Here is a 20,363-nt window from a genome sequence, read left to right as displayed (position 1 = left end):
ACAGTGACCCTTCGTGAGCATCTGGATCTGGGTCGCCTTCGCCGTTGTCCTCGTCGGCCTCTACCTCAGCTGGACCGCCGGACGGCTGGACCGCCTGCACGCGCGCATCGACGCCGGCCGGGCGGGGCTCGACGCGCAGTTGCTGCGCCGTGCCTCGGCGGCCCTGGAGCTGTCCACCTCCACCCTGCTGGACCCGGCCGCCTCGGTGGTGCTCTACCAGGCGGCGCACGCGGCGCGGACCGCGCCGGAGGAGGGCCGGGAGCTGGCCGAGAGCAATCTGAGCCAGGCGCTGCGGGCCGTCTTCGCCGAGCCCGAGCAGGTCAAGGCGCTGCGTGAACTGGTCGGCGGCGAGGAGTACGTGGTCGAGCTCAGCTCGTCGGTGCGCCGGGTCCCGATGGCGCGCACCTTCCACAACGACTCGGTCCGGGCGGCCCGGGCGGTGCGCCGGCACCGGATCGTGCGGATCCTCCGGCTGGCCGGGCACGCGCCCTTCCCGCAGACCTTCGAGATGGACGACGCGGCCCCGCAGGTGCTGGTCGCGCCGGTCTGAGCCCGGACCGCGGCGCTTCCTGCGAGTGCCACGGCGGAGTGTGTGATCTACGTCCGATGGACCCGGTGGAGCAATCGGTCCGGGGTGCGGTGGGCCTACCATGGGCTTGTCGCACTACTGCTCCGCTCTGTTCATGCTCCGCTTTCTCCAGTGAGGTCTTTCGTGTCCACCAACACTCCCGCCCCCACCGACCAGCCCTCGGTCGGCACCGCCCGCGTCAAGCGCGGTATGGCCGAGCAGCTCAAGGGCGGCGTGATCATGGACGTCGTCAACGCCGAGCAGGCGAAGATCGCCGAGGACGCCGGCGCCGTCGCGGTCATGGCCCTGGAGCGGGTCCCGGCGGACATCCGCAAGGACGGCGGCGTCGCCCGGATGTCCGACCCCAACATGATCGAGGAGATCATCGGGGCCGTCTCCATCCCGGTCATGGCCAAGTCCCGGATCGGCCACTTCGTCGAGGCCCAGGTGCTGCAGGCGCTCGGCGTGGACTACATCGACGAGTCCGAGGTGCTGACCCCGGCCGACGAGGTGAACCACTCCGACAAGTTCGCCTTCACGACCCCGTTCGTCTGCGGCGCCACCAACCTCGGCGAGGCGCTGCGCCGGATCGCCGAGGGCGCGGCCATGATCCGCTCCAAGGGCGAGGCCGGCACCGGCAACGTCGTCGAGGCCGTCCGCCACCTGCGCCAGATCAAGAACGAGATCGCCCGGCTGCGCGGCTACGACAACAACGAGCTCTACGCCGCCGCCAAGGAGCTGCGCGCGCCGTACGAGCTGGTCAAGGAGGTCGCCGAGCTCGGCAAGCTCCCGGTGGTGCTGTTCTCCGCCGGTGGCGTGGCCACCCCGGCCGACGCCGCGCTGATGCGCCAGCTCGGTGCCGAGGGCGTCTTCGTCGGCTCGGGCATCTTCAAGTCCGGCGACCCGGCCAAGCGCGCCGCCGCGATCGTCAAGGCGACCACGTTCTTCGACGACCCCAAGATCATCGCGGACGCCTCCCGCAACCTGGGCGAGGCCATGGTCGGCATCAACTGCGACACCCTGCCCGAGACCGAGCGGTACGCCAACCGCGGCTGGTAGTCAGCAGGTTCGGTGGGGAGCGCGGACCGCACGGTCCGCGCTCCCCCTTCGGTTTCCCGTCCTTCCCGCGTCCCCTCAGTTCGCGTCGTTTCTCATCGTTTCTCGTCGTTTCTCGTCGTTCGAAGAGGTTCTGTACTGTGACCAGCTCTCCCGTAGTCGGCGTACTCGCCCTTCAGGGCGATGTGCGCGAGCACGCCATGGCCCTGGCCGAGGCGGACGCGGTGGCCCGGCCGATCCGCCGCCCCGAGGAGCTGGCCGAGGTCGACGCCCTGGTCATCCCCGGCGGCGAGTCCACCACGATGTCCAAACTGGCACTGCTGTTCGGCCTGATGGAGCCACTGCGAGCGCGGGTTGCCGACGGGATGCCGGTCTACGGCTCCTGCGCGGGCATGATCATGCTGGCCGACAAGATCCTGGAGGGCCGGGACGACCAGGAGACCGTCGGCGGTATAGACATGGTGGTGCGGCGCAACGCCTTCGGCCGGCAGAACGAGTCGTTCGAGCAGGCCATCGACGTGCGCGGGCTGGACGGTGGCCCGGTGCACGGCGTGTTCATCCGGGCGCCCTGGGTCGAGTCGGTGGGCGAGGGGGTGGAGGTGCTCGCCGCGCTGGACGGCGACCGGATCGTGGCGGTCCGTCAGGGTAGTCTGCTGGCCACCTCGTTCCACCCCGAACTGACCGGCGACCACCGGATCCACCGGTTTTTCGTGGACATGGTCCGGGCCCGTCCGCGGTAACACTCCGGGGGCGGCGCCCGCACCCCCGGTGGTGACGCCGGGTGACGGTAGGATCTCGTCTGTTGTTCGTTTCTCTGGTGTTGTCTTAAGGAGCTACTCGATGTCCGGCCACTCCAAGTGGGCTACCACCAAGCACAAGAAGGCCGCCATCGACGCGAAGCGCGGCAAGCTCTTCGCGAAGATGATCAAGAACATCGAGGTGGCGGCCCGCACCGGCGGCGGCGACCCGGCCGGCAACCCCACGCTCTACGACGCCATCCAGAAGGCCAAGAAGAGCTCGGTGCCGATCGACAACATCAACCGCGCCGTCAAGCGCGGCTCGGGCGCCGAGGCCGGCGGCGCCGACTACTCCACCATCATGTACGAGGGCTACGGCCCCAACGGCGTCGCCGTGCTGATCGAGTGCCTCACCGACAACCGCAACCGCGCCGCCTCCGACGTGCGCGTGGCGATGACCCGCAACGGCGGCTCGATGGCCGACCCGGGCTCGGTGTCGTACATGTTCAACCGCAAGGGCGTGGTGGTGGTCCCCAAGGGGGACAAGCTCGACGAGGACACCGTGATGGAGGCCGTCCTCGACGCCGGCGCCGAGGAGGTCAACGACCTGGGCGACACCTTCGAGGTGCTCAGCGAGGCCACCGACATGGTCGCGGTCCGCACCGCGCTGCAGGACGCCGGGATCGACTACGACTCGGCCGACGCCAACTTCGTCCCCAGCGTCCAGGTCGAGCTGGACGCCGACGGCGCCCGCAAGATCTTCAAGCTGATCGACGCCCTGGAGGACAGCGACGACGTCCAGAACGTCTTCGCCAACTTCGACCTCTCCGCCGAGGTCGTCGCCGAGCTCGACGAGGACGAGTAGTCGTCAGTTCCCGACCCTGCCGCCGCCCGGCGCCCCCTGCGGGTAGCCGGGCGGCGGCATGTCCGGGGTCCCGTTGTCGGTGGTTGGCGATAGCCTCACCAGCAACCATCCGTTCGAGGTGAAGGGCACAGGTGTGCGCGTACTCGGGGTCGACCCCGGTCTGACCCGCTGCGGCGTCGGCGTGGTCGACGGCGCCCCCGGGCGTCCGCTGCGGATGGTCGCCTGCGGCGTGGTCCGCACCCCGGCCGAGCTGGACGTCGCGCACCGGCTGCTGCGGATCGAGGAGGGGCTGGAGCTCTGGTTCGACCAGCACCGGCCCGAACTCGTCGCCGTGGAACGGGTGTTCGCGCAGCACAACGTCCGCACCGTGATGGGCACCGCCCAGGCCAGCGCGGTGGCCATGCTCTGCGCCACCCGGCGCGGCATCCCGGTCACCCTGCACACCCCGAGCGAGGTCAAGGCCGCCGTCACCGGCAGCGGCCGCGCCGACAAGGCCCAGATCGGCGCCATGGTCACCCGGCTGCTGCGGCTGGACGCGCCGCCCAAGCCGGCCGACGCCGCCGACGCCCTCGCCCTGGCCATCTGCCACATCTGGCGGGGGGCGGCCACCGACCGCATCGCCGCCGCCGTGGCGCGGACCCCGCAGGGGCGCATCCCCAGCAGGCAGGGCCCCAGCAGGCACAGCCCCAGTGAGCACAGTCCCAGCAAGGAGTACCGCCGATGATCGCCTTCGTCAGTGGCCCGGTGGCCGCCCTCGGCCCGGCCTCCGCAGTCATCGAGGTCGGAGGGGTGGGCATGCTGGTCCAGTGCGCGCCCGCGGTGCTGGCCGGGCTGAAGGTGGGCGAGCACGGCCGGCTGGCCACCTCGCTGGTGGTCCGGGAGGACTCGCTCACCCTCTACGGCTTCGCCGACGACGACGAGCGCACCACCTTCGAGGTGCTGCAGACCGCCAGCGGCATCGGCCCCAAGGTCGCCCAGGCCATGCTGGCCGTGCACCGCCCCGACACGCTGCGCACCGCGGTCCAGCGCGGCGACGCCAAGACCCTCACCGCCGTCCCCGGCATCGGGCCGAAGGGCGCGCAGAAGCTGCTGATCGAGCTCAAGGACAAGCTCGGCGCGCCCTCCGGCGCCGTCCCGGCCCAGCAGCACGCCGCGCAGTCCTCGGGCCCCGCCCCCTGGCAGGACCAGCTGCACGCAGCCCTGGTCGGCCTGGGCTTCGCCCCGCGCGAGGCCGAGGACGCGGTGGCCGCCGTCACGCCCGAGGCCGAGGCCCAGGAGCGGGCCGATGTCTCCGCCCTGCTCCGCAGCGCCCTCCGTACCCGCAACCGCACCCGCTGAGGAGCAGCCCGATGAGTCCCTACGACGAGTCCTCCTCGGCCGTCTCCTCCACCGCCGACGGCGAGGACCGCGCCGTCGAGGCCGCGCTGCGACCCAAGGACCTGGACGAGTTCATCGGACAGGAGAGGGTCCGCGAGCAGTTGTCGCTGGTGCTGCAGGCCGCCCGGCACCGGGCCGCCACCCCGGACCATGTGCTGCTCAGCGGCCCGCCCGGACTGGGCAAGACCACCCTGTCGATGATCATCGCGGCGGAGATGGGCGCCCCGATCCGGATCACCTCGGGCCCGGCCATCCAGCACGCCGGCGACCTCGCCGCGATCCTGTCCTCGCTCACCGAGGGCGAGGTGCTGTTCCTCGACGAGATCCACCGGATGTCCCGGCCGGCCGAGGAGATGCTCTACATGGCGATGGAGGACTTCCGGGTCGACGTGATCGTCGGCAAGGGCCCCGGCGCCACCGCCATCCCGCTGGAGCTGCCGCCGTTCACCCTGGTCGGCGCCACCACCAGGGCCGGACTGCTGCCCCCGCCGCTGCGGGACCGCTTCGGCTTCACCGGCCACATGGAGTTCTACGCGCCGGTCGAACTGGAGCGCGTGATCCACCGCTCGGCCCGGCTGCTCGACGTCAGCATCGACACCGCGGGCGCGGCCGAGATCGCCGGACGGTCCCGCGGCACGCCCCGTATCGCCAACCGGCTGCTGCGCCGGGTCCGGGACTTCGCGCAGGTCAGGCATGACGGCGAGATCACCAAGGAGATCGCAGCGGCGGCGCTGGGGGTGTACGAGGTGGACGAGCGCGGGCTCGACCGGCTGGACCGCGCCGTGCTGCACGCCCTGCTGAAACTCTTCGGCGGCGGTCCGGTGGGCCTGTCCACCCTGGCGGTCGCGGTGGGGGAGGAGAGCGAGACGGTGGAGGAGGTCGCCGAGCCGTTCCTGGTGCGCGAGGGCCTGCTGGCCCGTACTCCCAGGGGCCGGATCGCCACCGCCGCCGCCTGGCAGCACCTCGGCCTCACACCCCCGACCGCGCCGCCGCACGCCTCCCTGCCGGCCCAGCAGGACCTCTTCGGCGGGTCTCCGGAGGGCTGAACCGTACCGAAGCCAGCCCTGGTACTCGCTATCGTCGGAACCGGGATGACATGCTTGACGTTGTCCCTCCAAGGCGGGTCGCCTAGACTCCGCCGTTGCCGCCCCCTTTCGGACGGCCCGCCACCGAAATGACCGGCCGCTTCCCTTGCGGCCTCGCAAAGGACCTGTCAGCCGTGAATTCCTCATTCCTCGTCATCATCGTCGTCATGATGGGCGCGATGTTCCTGATGACCCGCTCTGCCAAGAAGAAGCAGGCGGCGGCCTCGGAGATGCGCAACAAGATGGAGCCCGGTTCCGGCATCCGCACCATCGGCGGCATGTACGCCCTGGTCAAGGCCGTGAACGAGGACTCCGTCGAGCTGGAGGTCGCCCCCGGCGTCCACGCCATCTACGCGAAGAACGCCATCGCCGTCGTGATGGACGGTGCTGAGTACAACCGCATCGTCCACGGCGACGAGATCGCCGACGAGGCGGACGAGGACGCCGACCAGGTCGAGGACGACGCCCTGGCTGCCGTCGTCGCCGACGAGGCCCCGGTCGAGCTGGACAAGGCGCCTTCCCTGGAGAAGGCCGACTCCGGGGCGGAGGAAGACGCAGAGGCCGCCGCTGACAAGGGCGTAGCAGCCAAGTAGCCTGCCCCTTACGGCAGACGCCGGGGCCACTCACCCCGGACGGCCCCAACGGATCGCTGCGTCGTGGCCGCGCCGTCCCCTGTCCGCCGGACCCCCGGCGGCGGCGGCGCGCCCCACCCACGGCATGGACAGAGAGAATCGAGAAGGTGGCATCACCCAAATCCCGTCCCCGTGACGGATACCCGGGGCGCGCGATGGGCCTGATCCTGGCGGTTGCGGTGGCCCTGGTGGCCATCATGTTCGCCACCGGGAACACGACCCCTCGCCTCGGCGTCGACCTGGCGGGCGGCACCACCGTCACGCTCAAGGCGGTCGCTCCCAAGAGCAACCCCGGCGCGGTCAACAGCACCAGCATGAACGAGGCCGTCTCGATCCTGCAGCAGCGCGTCAACGGGATGGGCGTCTCCGAAGCCACCGTGCAGACCGAGGGCAGCGACACCATCGTGGTGACGATCCCCAAGGGGAACAACACCAACCAGATCGCCCAGGAGGTCGGCACCACCGCGAAGCTGTACTTCCGGCCCGTCCTCGCCGAGGCCGCGTCGGGCGTCGCGGTCTCCCCGTCGGCCAGTGCCAGCGCCAGCGCCGGTGCCTCCAAGGCCGCCGGCGCCTCCGCGTCGGCGAGCACCCAGGCCAAGGGCGCCGCCGCGGGTTCGGCCTCGGCCACCGCGAGCCCGTCCGCCAGCAAGACCCAGGGCGACGCGGTCACCGGTGACCTGACCAAGGCGACGGCCTCGGCCGGCGCGTCCGCCACCCACGCAGCCGGCTCCGCCGCCACCGGCACCGCCGCCGCGGCGGCCACTCCGTCGGCCTCGGCGTCGGCGAACTCCACCTACGGCACCGTCCCGGCGGACCTCGCCGCGGCCTTCGCCAAGCTGGACTGCTCGCAGGCGGCCCAGCGCGTCGACTACCAGACCGCGGAGAACGCGAACGCCGTCGCCTGCTCCTCCGACGCCAGCCTCGGCTACTACGTCAAGTACGCGCTCGGCCCGGTCTCCGTCCCCGGCACCGACATCAGCAGCGCCTCGGCCGGCATCAGCCAGCAGAACGGCGGCTGGCAGGTCAACCTGAACTTCAACTCCGCCGGAGCCGGCAAGTTCACCGCCACCACCAAGGCGCTGTCCGGGAAGACCTCCCCGCAGAACCAGTTCGCCATCGTCCTGGACGGCAAGGTCCAGTCCGCACCCTCGGTGTCCTCGGCGATCACCGGCGGACAGGCGCAGATCACCGGCAGCTTCACCCAGCAGCAGGCGACCTCGCTCTCCAACGTGCTGAGCTACGGCGCGCTCCCGCTGACCTTCACCCAGCAGGACGTCACCACGGTCTCGCCCGAGCTCGGCAGCAGCCAGCTCACCGCGGGCCTGGTCGCCGGCGCCCTCGGCCTGGCGCTGGTGATCCTCTACTCGATGGTCTACTACCGGGGCCTCGGCCTGGTGGCCATCGCCGGTCTGGCGGTCTCCGCCGTGCTGACCTACTCGATCATGTGCCTGCTCGGCGCGACGATCGGGTTCGCGCTGAACCTGCCGGCGGTCTGCGGCGCCATCGTGGCCATCGGTATCACCGCCGACTCCTTCGTCGTCTACTTCGAGAGAATCCGCGACGAACTCCGGCACGGCTCCTCGCTGCGCCCCTCCGTGCAGCGGGCCTGGCCCAAGGCCCGGCGCACCATCCTGGTCGCCGACTTCGTGTCGTTCCTGGCCGCCGCGGTGCTGTACTTCTTCACGGTCGGCAAGGTGCAGGGCTTCGCCTTCACCCTGGGTCTGACCACCCTGCTCGACGTCGTGGTGATCTTCCTGTTCACCAAGCCGCTGATCACCCTGCTGGCCCGCCGGAAGTTCTTCTCCGAAGGCCATCCCATGTCCGGGCTCGACCCCAAGCGGCTGGGCGTGAGGCCCCCGCTGCGCGGCGGCCGCCGTCCCGTCGAGACCAAGGAGGCCTGACCAGATGTCCCGCTTCGGCAACATCGGCCACCGGCTCTTCACCGGCGAGCTCAGCTTCGACTTCGTCGGTCGGCGCAAGCTCTGGGTCGCCCTGTCAGGTGTGATCCTGCTCGCGGCGATCCTCGGCCTCGGGCTGCGCGGCCTTAACCTCGGCATCGAGTTCAAGGGCGGCGAGATCTACACGATCTCCAAGCCCGGGGTCACCGTCAGCCAGGCCCAGACCGTCGCCAACAAGATCACCGGCGACAACTCGTCCGTGGTCCAGTCCGCCAGCAACAGCTCCGGCAAGCAGATCACCATCCAGATCAGCGCCGCCGAGAACGTCTCCACGGTGAAGGCCATCTCCGAGCTCTCCTCGCAGCTGGGCGTTCCCGCCAACCAGATCAGCACCCAGGTGATCGGTGCCAGCTGGGGTCACGACATCAGCAAGAAGGCCCTCTACGGGGTGATCGCCTTCATGGTGCTGGTGACGCTCTACCTCGCCGTCGCCTTCGAGTGGCGGCTCGCGGTGGGCGCCCTGGTCGCGCTGCTGCACGACATGGTGATCACCGTCGGTGTCTACGCCCTGCTGGGCTTCACCGTCACCTCCGGCACGGTGATCGGCTTCCTGACCGTCCTCGGCTACTCGCTCTACGACACCGTCGTGGTCTTCGACGGCCTCAAGGACGCCACCAAGAAGCTGGGCACCCAGTCCAGGCTGAACTACAGCGACGCGGCCAACCAGTCGCTGAACAGCACCCTGGTCCGGTCCATCAACACCACCATCCTGGCCCTCCTGCCGGTCGCGGCGCTGCTGTTCATCGGCGGCGGCCTGCTCGGCGCCGGTACCCTGAACGACATCTCGCTGGCCCTGTTCGTCGGTCTGACCGCCGGCGCCTACTCCTCGATCTGCGTCGCCACCCCGATGGTGGCCTGGCTCAAGGAGAGGCAGCCGGAGAACATCGCCCTGGCCAAGAAGGTCAAGCAGCGCCGTTCCGCCGAGGCCAAGGCCGCGGCGGAGGGCGTGGTCCTGGACCAGGCCGACGACGAGGCCGTGCAGGACAACGAGCCGGTCAGCAGCGGCACCGGCGGCGGCTCCACCGGTCCCCGGCGCCAGCCGGTCAACCGCAGCCGCAACGACCGCCGGGCACCCGGCAAGAGGAAGTAGCACCGCATGAGTACCGACGACCTGGCCGCGCTGCTGGCCTCCCGGATCCGCGACGTCCCGGACTACCCCAAGCCCGGAGTGGTCTTCAAGGACATCGCGCCGCTGCTGGACGACGCGGTGGCCTTCGCCGCCCTGGTCGACCACCTGGCGGCACGGGCCAGGGCCCTCGGCGCGACCAAGGTCGTCGGTCTCGAGGCGCGCGGCTTCATCCTGGCGGCCCCGGCCGCCTACGCGGCGGGCGCGGGCTTCGTCCCGGTCCGCAAGGAGGGCAAGCTGCCCGGACCGTGCTTCAGCCAGGCCTACGACCTGGAGTACGGCTCGGCGGTGATAGAGGTCCAGTGCGACGCCTTCGTCCCCGGTGAGCGGGTGCTGGTGGTCGACGACGTGCTCGCCACCGGCGGCACCGTCGAGGCCTCGCTGGACCTGGTCCGCCGGGCCGGCGCCGAGCTGGCCGGGGTGGCGGTGCTGATGGAGCTCGGCTTCCTCGGCGGCCGCGAGCGGCTGCGGCCCCACCTGGGCGGAGCCCCCCTGGAAACCGTCATCGCCCTGTAGCACGGGGCGGTGGAACAGCAGGACCGACGCGGGCGGGTCACCGGAACAAACGGTGGCCCGCCCGTGCTCGGTACCATGAGGAGTCCCCACCACTGAACCTTGTGGGGCCCATGCTCGAGGAGTGCACTTGCCGGAAGAGGTCGTGCCCACCACTGCCAGCGCGCAGGACGGTGCCCCCGCCACCACTCCAGCCGTCCGAGAGGCCAAGGAGGGGCAGCAGGCCCCGCGCCCCGGCGCGCCCTCGCCCAGCCGGGTACGGGCCCGTCTGGCCCGGCTCGGGGGGCAGCGCAGCAGCGCCTTCAACCCGGTCCTCGAACCGCTGTTCAGGATCGTGCGCGGCAACGACCCCAAGGCCGACCTGGTCACCCTGGAGCGCGCCTACCAGATCGCCGAGCGCTGGCACCGCGGCCAGAAGCGCAAGAGCGGCGACCCGTACATCACCCACCCGCTCGCCGTCGCCACCATCCTGGCCGAGCTGGGCATGGACACCCCGACTCTGATGGCCGGGCTGCTGCACGACACCGTCGAGGACACCGACTACGGCCTGGAGACGCTGCGCCGCGACTTCGGCGACACCGTGGCCATGCTGGTCGACGGCGTCACCAAGCTGGACAAGGTCAAGTTCGGCGAGGCCGCGCAGGCCGAGACGGTCCGCAAGATGGTCGTCGCCATGGCCAAGGACCCCCGGGTCCTGGTCATCAAGCTCGCCGACCGGCTGCACAACATGCGCACCATGCGCTACCTCAAGCGGGAGAAGCAGGAGAAGAAGGCCCGCGAGACCCTGGAGATCTACGCCCCGCTGGCGCACCGGCTGGGCATGAACACCATCAAGTGGGAGCTGGAGGACCTCGCCTTCGCGATCCTCTACCCCAAGATGTACGACGAGATCGTCCGGCTGGTCGCCGAGCGCGCCCCCAAGCGCGACGAGTACCTGACCACCGTCACCGACCAGGTCATCGGCGACTTCCGGGCCGCCCGGATCAAGGCCACCGTCACCGGGCGCCCCAAGCACTACTACAGCGTCTACCAGAAGATGATCGTGCGCGGCCGCGACTTCGCCGAGATCTACGACCTGGTGGGCATCCGGGTCCTGGTCGACTCCGTCCGCGACTGCTACGCGGCGCTGGGCACCATCCACGCGCGGTGGAACCCGGTACCGGGGCGGTTCAAGGACTACATCGCGATGCCCAAGTTCAACATGTACCAGTCGCTGCACACCACGGTGATCGGCCCCGGGGGCAAGCCGGTTGAGCTGCAGATCCGCACCTTCGACATGCACCGCCGCGCGGAGTACGGCATCGCCGCGCACTGGAAGTACAAGCAGCAGGCCGTCGCCGGCACCTCCAAGGTCCGCACTGACACCCCCACCGGCAAGGGCGCCAAGGCCGACACCGTCAACGAGATGGCCTGGCTGCGGCAGTTGCTGGACTGGCAGAAGGAGACCGAGGACCCCAGCGAGTTCCTGGAGTCGCTGCGCTTCGACCTGTCCAACAACGAGGTCTTCGTCTTCACGCCCAAGGGCGACGTGATAGCTCTGCCCGCCGGCGCCACCCCGGTCGACTTCGCCTACGCCGTCCACACCGAGGTCGGCCACCGCACCATCGGCGCCCGCGTCAACGGCCGGCTGGTGCCGCTGGAGTCCACCCTGGACAACGGCGACCTGGTCGAGGTCTTCACCTCCAAGGCCGCCAACGCCGCGCCGTCGCGCGACTGGCTGGGCTTCGTCAAGTCACCGCGGGCCCGCAACAAGATCCGCGCCTGGTTCTCCAAGGAGCGCCGCGAGGAGGCCATCGAGCAGGGCAAGGAGGCCATCACCCGGGCCATGCGCAAGCAGGGCCTGCCGCTGCAGCGCATCCTCACCGGCGACTCCCTGGTCACCCTGGCGCACGAGATGCGCTACCCGGACATCTCCTCGCTCTACGCCGCGATCGGCGAGGGCCACGTCTCCGCGCAGACCATCGTGCAGAAGCTGGTCCAGGCCCTGGGCGGCGAGGAGGGCGCCACCGAGGACATCGCCGAGACCACCACCCCCTCGCCCAGCACCGGCCGCCGCAGCCGCCGCAGCGCGGCCGACCCCGGCGTGGTCGTCAAGGGCGTCGCCGACGTCTGGGTCAAGCTCTCCCGCTGCTGCACCCCCGTGCCGGGCGACCCCATCGTCGGCTTCGTCACCCGCGGCAACGGCGTCTCGGTGCACCGCGCGGACTGCGTCAACGTGGACGCGCTGGCGCAGCAGCAGGAGCGGATGGTCGAGGTGGAGTGGGCGCCCACCCAGTCCTCGGTCTTCCTGGTCGCCATCCAGGTCGAGGCCCTGGACCGGTCCCGGCTGCTCTCCGACGTCACCCGGGTCCTCTCGGACCAGCACGTCAACATCCTCTCGGCCGCCGTCCAGACCTCCCGCGACCGGGTGGCCATGAGCCGCTTCACCTTCGAGATGGGCGACCCCAAACACCTCGGCCACGTTTTGAAGGCCGTCCGCGGTGTCGAGGGCGTGTACGACGTGTACCGGGTGACCTCGGCCAGGTCGCGTTAGAAGGTGCAGGCCGCGGTGGGTTGTTCGCGCAGTTCCCCGCGCCCCTAGCCGATTGCAAGCGGGCCAGTTGCAAACGTCCAGGGGCGCGGGGAACTGCGCGACAAGCCATGCACCTTGGTGCACCCTCGTCGAAACAGTTCCCCGCGCCCCGGTGGGTGGAGGACCTCAGCCCCCGAACTCCTGAAGCCCCTTCTGGGCCTGCTCCAGCAGCTCCCGCCGCCCGGCCAGTTCCTTCTCCAGCTTGGCCACCCGCGAGGAGTCGTTCCGCGCCTGTGCGGCGGCGATCTGCTGCTCCAGCTTGTCCACGGCCGCCTGCAGCAGTCCGGTCATGCCCTCGGCACGAGCCCTCGCCTCGGGGTTGCTGCGCTGCCACTCGGCCTCCTCGGCCTCGCGGATCGCGCGCTCCACCGCGTGCAGCCGCCCCTCCAGCTTCGGCCGGGCGTCGCGCGGCACATGCCCGATCTCCTCCCACCGCTCCGCCACCGACCGGTAGGTCGCCTTCGCGGCCTTGAGGTCCCGGACCGGAAGCAGCGCCTCGGCCTCGACGACCAGCGCCTCCTTGAGCCCGAGGTTCTCCCGCTCGCCGGCGTCGCGCTCGTCGAAGACCGCCGACCTGGCCTGGAAGAAGACGTCCTGCGCGCCCCGGAACCGGGCCCACAGCTCGTCCTCGGCCTCGCGCTGGGCGCGCCCCGCCGCCTTCCACTCGGTCATCAGCTCGCGGTAGCGGGCCGCCGTGGCGCCCCAGTCCGTCGAGGACGACAGCGACTCGGCCTCCTTCGCCAGCTTCTCCTTGACCTGGCGGGCTTCGTCCCGCTGCTGGTCCAGGGTGGCGAAGTGCGCCTTGCGGCGCTTGGAGAACGTCGAGCGGGCGTGCGAGAAGCGGTGCCACAGCTCGTCGTCCGACTTGCGGTCCAGCCGCGGCAGGCCCTTCCAGGTGTCCACCAGCGCCCGCAGCCGGTCCCCGGCGTCCCGCCACTGCGTCGACTCCGCCAGCTGCTCGGCCTCGCCGACCAGCGCCTCCTTGGCGGCCCTGGCCTCCTCCTGGGCCTTGGCCCGCGCCGCCTTGCGCTCGTCACGGCGCTTGTCCACCTCGCCGACCAGCGCCTCCAGGCGCTTGGCGAGGGCGTCCAGGTCGCCGACCGCATGGCCCTCGGCCACCTGCGCCTGCAGGTGCTCGATGGCGGTCATGGCGTCCTTGGTCGCCAGGTCCGTGGTACGGACCCGGCGCTCCAGCAGACCGATCTCGACGCCGATGCCCTCGTACTTCCGAGTGAAGTAGGCGAGAGCCTCGTCGGGGGAGCCTGCCTGCCACGAACCGACGACGCGTTCGCCCTCGGCCGTCCGCACGTAGACGGTCCCCTCGTCGTCGACACGGCCCCACGGGTCGCTGGTCACAGCGCCTCCTCCATATGGCGGCCCTTCGCCCTGGGGGAGAGCCACCGTCCACAGTTCATTGCCCGGCAGGCCCATCAACCAACAGTCGCCGCCGGGACCACGCACCCTACAAGACGCCAACATAGGCGACCGGCACCGGTGCTGTCCGTATCCCGGCGGCGAAAACTGTCCCCGCGCGCCGTCAGCTCTTCGCGGTCGTCAAGGCGTTCATCACCACGGTCTGCAGCGGGGCTCCGTCGCCCGTGCCGTTGGCGTTGTTGGTGCCGGCCGCGGCGATCTTCTGCAGCTCGGACAGGCCGCCGGTGATGGTGCCGAACGGGGTGTAGCTGGCGGCCAGCGTGCTGTCCTTGTAGACCAGGAAGAACTGGCTGCCGTTGGTGTTGGCGCCCGAGTTCGCCATCGCCACGGTGCCCGCCGGGTAGGTGCCGCCCTTGATCGAGGACGCGGTCAGGTTCTCGTCCTTGAAGCTGTAGCCGGGGCCGCCGGAGCCGGTGCCGGTCGGGTCGCCGCACTGCAGCACGTAGATCCCGGCGGTGGTCAGCCGGTGGCAGGTGACGTGGTCGAAGAAGTGCTGGCTCGCCAGGTACACGAAGGAGTTGACCGTGTGCGGGGCCGCGGCGGCGTCCAGCTTGACGGTGATCGGGCCGCAGTTGGTGCTGATGGTCGCGGTGTAGTTCGCCTTGGTGTCGATGGTCACCGCGGGCTCGGTCTTCCACTGCTGGGTGGTCGGCTTGCCCGCGGCCGGAGTGGTGCAGCCCGCGACATGGGCGGAGCCGGCCTTCGCCGAGGCGGCACTGGCAGCGGCGCTCGCCGTCGCCGAGGCGGTGGACGCCGCGGCGGCCGTCTTCTTGGTCTTGGGCTTGCTTCCGCCGCTGGTCGCCGCCCAGGCACCACCCGCGATACCGGCCACCGCGAGTACCGACACGCCCACGATCGCGGTGTTCCTACGGGTCCGCTTCACCGACTCGCGCCGCCTCGCCACCTGGCGTTCGTACTTGAGCCGCTCCAGCTCCCGCCGCCGCTTCTCCTTGTCCTTGGGCAGGGGCTTGCTTGGCCTGTCGTTGGGTGCCACCGACCGTCACTCCTTCACGTCCGCCGCAGCCCGTGCGGGGGATCTTCATACCCGTTGGCCGCTCAGTGTAGGGACCGATTCTGTAAACGTGGTGTCAGGTCCCGACAACTGGTTCGAGCGGGCCCGTCACGGGTTCACGGCAGAGCCACGGCGAACAACGGGTTCGCGATCGTCCCTGCCCCGCCGGTAGGCTGCGCACAGACTTCGACCGTCTTCCCCACCGTGCACAGCCAGGACAAACAAGGACTCACGTGTTCATCGCCGGATTCCCCGCAGGGGCCTGGGGCACCAACTGCTACCTGGTCGCCCCCGCGGCCGGCGAGGAGTGCGTGATCGTCGATCCGGGCCACCAGGCCACCGCGGGGGTGGAGGAGGCCGTCCGCGAGCACGGGCTCAAGCCGGTCGCCGTGGTGCTGACCCACGGCCACATCGACCATGTCGCCTCGGTGGTACCGGTCTGCGGGGCGCGGGGCATCCCGGCCTGGATCCACCCGGAGGACCGCTACATGCTGGCCGACCCGGAGCGGGCCCTCGGCCGGGCCTTCGGCGCCCAGCTGATGGGCGAGCTCACCGTGGGCGAGCCGGACGACCTGCGGATCCTGGAGGACGGCAGTGTGCTGGAGCTCGCCGGGCTCCGTCTCACCGTCGACCACGCTCCCGGCCATACCGGGGGGTCGGTGACCTTCAGGACCCCCGCCGCACCGGAGCTTCCGCCGGTGCTCTTCTCGGGGGACCTGCTCTTCGCCGGCTCGGTAGGACGTACCGATCTCCCCGGAGGGGACCCCGACGCCCTCCTGGAGTCGCTGGCCCGCGTGTGCCTGCCGCTCCAGGACGAGACCGTGGTGCTCTCCGGACACGGCCCCCAGACCACCATCGGCCGCGAGCGCGCGAGCAATCCCTACCTGCTCCAGGTAGCGGGCGCGACCTCCGCCGAGCCCGGCGCACCGCGCCGGGGCATCTGATTCGAGACGAGACGTGAGCAGCTCTTTCCAGGCCCCGAAGGGCACCTACGACATCCTGCCCGCCACGGCCCCCACCGTGCTGGCCGTGCGTGAAGCGATCGCAGCCCCGCTGCGCCGGGCCGGCTACGGCTACATCGAGACACCCGTCTTCGAGGACGTCAAGCTCTTCTCGCGCGGCGTCGGCGAGTCCACCGACATCGTCAGCAAGGAGATGTTCACCCTCACCAAGCGCAGCGACGAGGACCTCGCGCTGCGCCCCGAGGGCACCGCCTCAGTGCTGCGGGCCACCCTGGAGGCCAACCTGCACCGGATCGGCAACCTGCCGGTCAAGCTCTGGTACTCCGGCTCCCAGTACCGTTACGAGCGGCCGCAGAAGGGCCGCTACCGCCAGTTCTGGCAGGTCGGCGCCGAGGCCATCGGCGCGGAGGACCCGGCGCTGGACGCCGAGCTGATCATCCTCGCCAACGACGCCTACCGCTCCCTCGGGCTGCGGGAGTTCCGCATCCTGCTGAACAGCCTCGGCGACAAGCAGTGCCGTCCGGTGTACCGCGCCGCGCTGCAGGAGTTCCTGGCCGGGCTCGACCTGGACGCCGACACGGTCCGCCGGGCCGAGCTCAATCCGCTGCGGGTGCTCGACGACAAGCGGCCCGAGGTGCAGAAGCAGCTGGTGGGCGCGCCGATGCTGGTCGACTACCTGTGCGAGGACTGCAAGGCCTACCACGAGCAGGTCCGGTCGATCCTCACCGACGCCGGCGTCGCCTTCGAGGACGACCCCAAGCTGGTCCGCGGCCTCGACTACTACACCCGCACCACGTTCGAGTTCGTGCACGACGGCCTGGGCGCGCAGTCCGCCGTCGGCGGCGGCGGGCGCTACGACGGCCTGTCCGAGATGATCGGCGGCCCGGCGCTGCCGTCCGTCGGCTGGGCGCTCGGCGTGGACCGCACGGTGCTGGCCCTGGAGGCCGAGGGCATCGAGCTGCCGGGGCCGGCCGCGAGCGACGTCTTCGCCGTGCCGCTCGGCGAGCAGGCCCGCGGTGTGCTGTTCCGGACCGTCACCGAACTGCGCCGGGCCGGCGTCAGCGCCGACATCGCCTACGGCGGCAAGGGCCTCAAGGCCGCGATGAAGGCGGCTGACCGCTCCGGCGCGCGCTACGCGCTGGTCGCCGGGGAGCGAGATCTCGCCGAGAACCTCGTGCAGCTCAAGGACCTCACCACCGGCGACCAGACCCCGGTCGCCCTGGACGCTCTCGTCACCACCCTCAAGGAGAAGCTCTCGTGATCCGCAGCCATGAAGCCGGCACGCTCCGCCCGGAGCACGCCGGCACCACCGTGACCCTCGCAGGCTGGGTCGCCCGCCGCCGCGACCACGGCGGTGTCGCCTTCATCGATCTGCGTGACGCCTCCGGCACCGTCCAGGTCGTGGTCCGCGACCTGGAGGCGGTCTCCGAGCTGCGCTCCGAGTGGTGCGTCAAGGTCGTCGGCGACGTCCGGGTCCGCCCCGAGGGCAACGCCAACGCCGAGATCCCGACCGGCGAGATCGAGGTCGTGGTCAGCGAGTTGACCGTGCTCTCCGAGGCGGCCCCGCTGCCGTTCCAGGTCGCCGAGTACGAGCCCGGCTCGGTCAACGAGGAGGTGCGGCTCCGCTACCGCTACCTCGACCTGCGCCGTGAGGGCCCGGCCAGGGCGCTGCGGCTGCGCTCGCGGGCCACCCACCTGATCCGCACGGTGATGGAGGAGAACGGCTATCTCGACATCGAGACCCCGTACCTCACCCGCTCCACCCCTGAGGGCGCCCGCGACTTCCTGGTCCCGGTGCGGCTCCAGCCCGGCCACTGGTACGCCCTGCCGCAGTCGCCGCAGCTGTTCAAGCAGCTGCTGATGGTGGCCGGGATGGAGCGGTACTACCAGATCGCCCGCTGCTTCCGTGACGAGGACTTCCGCGCGGACCGCCAGCCGGAGTTCACCCAACTCGACGTCGAGGCCTCGTTCGTGGACCAGGAGGACATCCTGGAGCTGGGCGAGAAGGTGGTCGCCCGGATCTGGAGCGAGGTCCACGGCTACGACGTGCCCACCCCGCTGCCCCGGCTCACCTACGCGGACGCGATGGCCCGCTACGGCTCGGACAAGCCCGACGTCCGCTTCGGCAACGAGCTGACCGACCTGACGGCCTACTTCGCCGGCACCGAGTTCCGCGTCTTCCAGGCCCCCTACGTGGGCGCGGTCGTGATGCCGGGCGGCGCCTCGCAGCCCCGCAAGCAGCTCGACGCCTGGCAGGACTGGGCCAAGGCCCGCGGCGCCCGCGGCCTGGCCTACATCCTGGTCGACGAGGACGGCTCGCTCCGCGGCCCGGTCGCCAAGAACCTCTCCGAGGAGCACCTGTCCGGCCTCGCCGCCGCGGCCGGCGCCAAGCCGGGCGACGCGGTCTTCTTCGCCGCCGGCAAGAAGACCCCGTCCCAGGAGCTGCTGGGTGCGGCCCGCCTGGAGATCGGCCGCCGCTGCGACCTCATCGACGAGTCCGCGTGGGCCTTCCTCTGGGTCGTCGACTTCCCGATGTTCGAGCCGATCGAGGACGACAAGGGCGAGTTCCAGGGCTGGCACGCGGTGCACCACCCCTTCACCGCCCCCACCGCCGAATCCCTGGAGACCTTCGACAAGGACCCGGGCAACGCGCTCTCCAACGCCTACGACCTCGTCCTCAACGGCTCCGAGATCGGCGGCGGCTCGATCCGTATCCACCAGAAGGACGTCCAGAAGCGCGCCTTCGACGCGATCGGCCTGAGTGAGGAGGAGGCGCAGTCGCAGTTCGGCTTCCTGCTCAACGCCTTCGACTTCGGCCCCCCGCCGCACGGCGGCATCGCCCTGGGCCTGGACCGCCTGGTCGCCCTGCTCGGCGGCTACGAGACCATCCGCGACGTCATGGCCTTCCCCAAGACGTCCACCGGCGGCGACCCGCTGACCGGCGCCCCGACGCCGATCACCGCGCAGCAGCGCAAGGAGGCCGGCGTCGACGCCAAGCCCAGGAGCGAGCAGCCGGAGGGCTGACCTCGGAACAGCACCACGGAGAACGGGGCGGGCGCATCCAGCGCCCGCCCCGTTCGTCGTGCGCCCCCGGGTTCAGCCCGGCTGGGGTACCAGGGCGTCCTGGCGCAGGACGTCGGCGACGGAGGTGTGCGCGAGTTCGGCGAGGAGGGCGTCCAGGGCCCGGCGGTCCAGGGCCAGCAGGTTGCGGTGGACGCGCTGGCCGACCGCGCAGTCGGGCTGCGGTACGTGTACGCCCAGCACCGGGTCGTCGCCGTTGACCGCGAGCCATACCCGGGCGAGGTCGACGCTCTCGGGCTCGCGTTCGAGCATCCAGCCGCCGTGGGGTCCCGGCTGGGAGCGGACGAGCCCCGCGGCGCGCAGCCGGCCGAGGATGCGGCGGACATGCGTGGCGTTGGTCGCGGGGCTGCCGGCCAGGGACTGCGAGTCCTGCCATTCGCCGGGGGCGCCGGCCAGCAGGGTGAGCAGGTGGACGGCCACCGCGAACTGGGTGTTCGTGGGCTGGGCCATGCCCCCAATGCTACGTCCTGCGGCGAAAAACGTGCGTACGGCTGGTACAGTTAAATTCGTAATCATCGCAGTGGCGAATTATGAGGCGTTCGTCGGGCGGGCGGCGGTAAGCACCCGCATGCTGGTCCGGGAGTCCCTCCCGCCACGTCCGTCCATTCCATCCAAAGGAGCGCATCCATGGCGGTCATCACTGTCTTCGGCGCCACCGGCTATGCCGGCGGCCACATCACCGACGAGGCCCTGCGCCGCGGGCACGAGGTCATCGCGGTCAACCGCACCGGATCGGCCGAGGCCCGCCCCGGCGTCACCCCGGTGGCCGGGTCCGTCGACGACGCGGCCCTGGTGGCCGACCTGGCGGCCAAGTCCGACGTGCTGGTCGTGGCCGTGCACGGCAGCGTGGACGGCGAACCGTTCCTGCTCCCGCTGGTCCCGTCCCTGCTCACGGCCGCCGGCGCGGGCGGCGCCCGGCTCGGCGTGGTCGGCGGTGCGGGCAGCCTGTCCGTGGCCGAGGGCGGTCCCCGCCTGATCGACACCCCCGGCTTCCCGGACGCCTACAAGCCCGAGGCCGCGGCGCACGGACTCGTCCTGGACGCGCTGCGCTCGGCCGACGCCAACGCCCATGCCGATGCCGACTGGTTCTACGTCAGCCCGGCAGCCGAGTTCGGCGCCTGGGTGCCCGGTGAGCACACCGGCACCTTCCGCCTCGGCGACGACGTGCTGCTCTCCGACGCGGAGGGCAGGTCCTTCATCTCCGGCGCCGACTACGCTGTCGCCTTCGTCGACGAGATCGACAAGCCGGCCCACCGCAAGGCCCGCTTCACCGTCGCGTACTGACGCCTGCCACGCGTGGTCCTGACGCAGGGACCAGACGCGTGGTCCTGACACGCCGACGTGGCCCTGCCCGGTCCGAGGACCGGGCAGGGCCACTGGCGTCC

The 20,363-nt window shown here is 71.0% G+C and carries 19 protein-coding genes; 16 read left to right on the top strand and 3 right to left on the bottom strand.

The window, feature by feature from the left end; genetic code table 11:
* Positions 1-13: 13 nt before the first annotated feature.
* The 12 genes from TR46_RS23510 (at position 14) to TR46_RS23455 (ending at position 12,450) form a co-directional block, all read left to right on the top strand.
* The gene (locus tag TR46_RS23510) at positions 14-550 is read left to right on the top strand and encodes a membrane protein (RefSeq protein WP_042404573.1); all 537 of its coding nucleotides are present in this window, start codon (positions 14-16) and stop codon (positions 548-550) included.
* 162 nt (positions 551-712) lie between these two features.
* On the top strand, positions 713-1,627 hold the full coding sequence (gene pdxS, locus TR46_RS23505; protein WP_042404572.1) for a pyridoxal 5'-phosphate synthase lyase subunit PdxS: 915 nt from the start codon (positions 713-715) through the stop codon (positions 1,625-1,627).
* 137 nt (positions 1,628-1,764) lie between these two features.
* Positions 1,765-2,364: a pyridoxal 5'-phosphate synthase glutaminase subunit PdxT gene (gene pdxT / locus TR46_RS23500; RefSeq protein WP_042404571.1), complete on the top strand. Its 600-nt coding sequence runs from the start codon at positions 1,765-1,767 to the stop codon at positions 2,362-2,364.
* Positions 2,365-2,464: 100 nt separating this feature from the next.
* Positions 2,465-3,226 (top strand): YebC/PmpR family DNA-binding transcriptional regulator, encoded by a 762-nt coding sequence (locus tag TR46_RS23495; protein ID WP_030248725.1) that lies wholly within the window; start codon positions 2,465-2,467, stop codon positions 3,224-3,226.
* Between the two features lie 133 nt (positions 3,227-3,359).
* Positions 3,360-3,950: a crossover junction endodeoxyribonuclease RuvC gene (gene ruvC, locus TR46_RS23490; RefSeq protein ID WP_042404570.1), complete on the top strand. Its 591-nt coding sequence runs from the start codon at positions 3,360-3,362 to the stop codon at positions 3,948-3,950.
* Positions 3,947-4,564: a Holliday junction branch migration protein RuvA gene (ruvA, locus tag TR46_RS23485; RefSeq protein ID WP_042404569.1), complete on the top strand. Its 618-nt coding sequence runs from the start codon at positions 3,947-3,949 to the stop codon at positions 4,562-4,564. Before ruvC ends, ruvA begins: the two co-directional genes overlap by 4 nt.
* Positions 4,565-4,575: 11 nt before the next feature.
* Positions 4,576-5,649 (top strand): Holliday junction branch migration DNA helicase RuvB, encoded by a 1,074-nt coding sequence (gene ruvB / locus TR46_RS23480; protein WP_042404568.1) that lies wholly within the window; start codon positions 4,576-4,578, stop codon positions 5,647-5,649.
* Positions 5,650-5,822: 173 nt separating this feature from the next.
* Positions 5,823-6,281: a preprotein translocase subunit YajC gene (gene yajC, locus TR46_RS23475; RefSeq protein WP_042404567.1), complete on the top strand. Its 459-nt coding sequence runs from the start codon at positions 5,823-5,825 to the stop codon at positions 6,279-6,281.
* A gap of 146 nt (positions 6,282-6,427) precedes the next feature.
* Complete coding sequence (gene secD / locus TR46_RS23470; RefSeq protein ID WP_042404566.1) at positions 6,428-8,221, top strand: protein translocase subunit SecD; 1,794 nt, start codon at positions 6,428-6,430, stop codon at positions 8,219-8,221.
* 4 nt (positions 8,222-8,225) lie between these two features.
* A complete protein-coding gene (gene secF / locus TR46_RS23465) occupies positions 8,226-9,368 on the top strand; it encodes a protein translocase subunit SecF (protein WP_042404565.1) in 1,143 nt (380 codons plus the stop codon).
* Positions 9,369-9,374: 6 nt separating this feature from the next.
* Positions 9,375-9,920 carry an adenine phosphoribosyltransferase gene (locus tag TR46_RS23460; protein ID WP_042404564.1) on the top strand — a complete coding sequence of 182 codons (546 nt, stop codon included), beginning with the start codon at positions 9,375-9,377 and terminating at the stop codon, positions 9,918-9,920.
* Between the two features lie 127 nt (positions 9,921-10,047).
* Positions 10,048-12,450: a RelA/SpoT family protein gene (locus TR46_RS23455; protein ID WP_042404563.1), complete on the top strand. Its 2,403-nt coding sequence runs from the start codon at positions 10,048-10,050 to the stop codon at positions 12,448-12,450.
* Positions 12,451-12,615: 165 nt separating this feature from the next.
* Here the strand turns inward: TR46_RS23455 and TR46_RS23450 are convergent, their stop codons facing one another.
* Both TR46_RS23450 and TR46_RS23445 read right to left on the bottom strand, forming a co-directional pair.
* Entirely contained in the window at positions 12,616-13,845 is a 1,230-nt protein-coding gene (locus tag TR46_RS23450) for a DUF349 domain-containing protein (RefSeq protein ID WP_042404562.1), read from the bottom strand.
* 181 nt (positions 13,846-14,026) lie between these two features.
* Positions 14,027-14,917, bottom strand: coding sequence for a peptidylprolyl isomerase (locus tag TR46_RS23445; protein WP_236655456.1), 891 nt, complete (start codon positions 14,915-14,917; stop codon positions 14,027-14,029).
* A gap of 251 nt (positions 14,918-15,168) precedes the next feature.
* Here TR46_RS23445 and TR46_RS23440 point away from each other — a divergent pair, with 251 nt between their 5' ends.
* The 3 genes from TR46_RS23440 to aspS are packed head-to-tail and all read left to right on the top strand — an operon-like array spanning position 15,169 to position 18,921.
* Positions 15,169-15,879 carry an MBL fold metallo-hydrolase gene (locus TR46_RS23440; RefSeq protein ID WP_042404561.1) on the top strand — a complete coding sequence of 237 codons (711 nt, stop codon included), beginning with the start codon at positions 15,169-15,171 and terminating at the stop codon, positions 15,877-15,879.
* A gap of 13 nt (positions 15,880-15,892) precedes the next feature.
* Entirely contained in the window at positions 15,893-17,158 is a 1,266-nt protein-coding gene (hisS, locus tag TR46_RS23435) for a histidine--tRNA ligase (RefSeq protein ID WP_042404560.1), read from the top strand.
* Positions 17,155-18,921 (top strand): aspartate--tRNA ligase, encoded by a 1,767-nt coding sequence (gene aspS, locus TR46_RS23430; protein ID WP_042404559.1) that lies wholly within the window; start codon positions 17,155-17,157, stop codon positions 18,919-18,921. Before hisS ends, aspS begins: the two co-directional genes overlap by 4 nt.
* A gap of 72 nt (positions 18,922-18,993) precedes the next feature.
* Here the strand turns inward: aspS and TR46_RS23425 are convergent, their stop codons facing one another.
* Positions 18,994-19,428 (bottom strand): Rrf2 family transcriptional regulator, encoded by a 435-nt coding sequence (locus tag TR46_RS23425; RefSeq protein WP_042404558.1) that lies wholly within the window; start codon positions 19,426-19,428, stop codon positions 18,994-18,996.
* A gap of 177 nt (positions 19,429-19,605) precedes the next feature.
* Between TR46_RS23425 and TR46_RS23420 the strand changes: the two genes are divergently transcribed.
* Positions 19,606-20,262 carry an NAD(P)-dependent oxidoreductase gene (locus TR46_RS23420; RefSeq protein ID WP_042404557.1) on the top strand — a complete coding sequence of 219 codons (657 nt, stop codon included), beginning with the start codon at positions 19,606-19,608 and terminating at the stop codon, positions 20,260-20,262.
* Positions 20,263-20,363 lie beyond the last annotated feature (101 nt).

Origin of the sequence: Streptacidiphilus carbonis, from assembly GCF_000787775.1 — a bacterium.
In the GTDB taxonomy this organism is placed as follows: Bacteria; Actinomycetota; Actinomycetes; order Streptomycetales; family Streptomycetaceae; genus Streptacidiphilus; species Streptacidiphilus carbonis.
This window is presented reverse-complemented; position numbering and strand designations above follow the sequence as displayed.

Excerpts from the sequence above, each read along its gene's own strand:
- TR46_RS23420 (WP_042404557.1), top strand. The coding sequence starts at position 19,606 with ATGGCGGTCATCACTGTCTTCGGCGCCACCGGCTATGCCGGCGGCCAC.
- TR46_RS23460 (WP_042404564.1), top strand. The coding sequence starts at position 9,375 with ATGAGTACCGACGACCTGGCCGCGCTGCTGGCCTCCCGGATCCGCGAC.
- ruvA (WP_042404569.1), top strand. The coding sequence starts at position 3,947 with ATGATCGCCTTCGTCAGTGGCCCGGTGGCCGCCCTCGGCCCGGCCTCC.
- secF (WP_042404565.1), top strand. The coding sequence starts at position 8,226 with ATGTCCCGCTTCGGCAACATCGGCCACCGGCTCTTCACCGGCGAGCTC.
- TR46_RS23425 (WP_042404558.1), bottom strand. The coding sequence starts at position 19,428 with ATGGCCCAGCCCACGAACACCCAGTTCGCGGTGGCCGTCCACCTGCTC.
- TR46_RS23495 (WP_030248725.1), top strand. The coding sequence starts at position 2,465 with ATGTCCGGCCACTCCAAGTGGGCTACCACCAAGCACAAGAAGGCCGCC.
- ruvB (WP_042404568.1), top strand. The coding sequence starts at position 4,576 with ATGAGTCCCTACGACGAGTCCTCCTCGGCCGTCTCCTCCACCGCCGAC.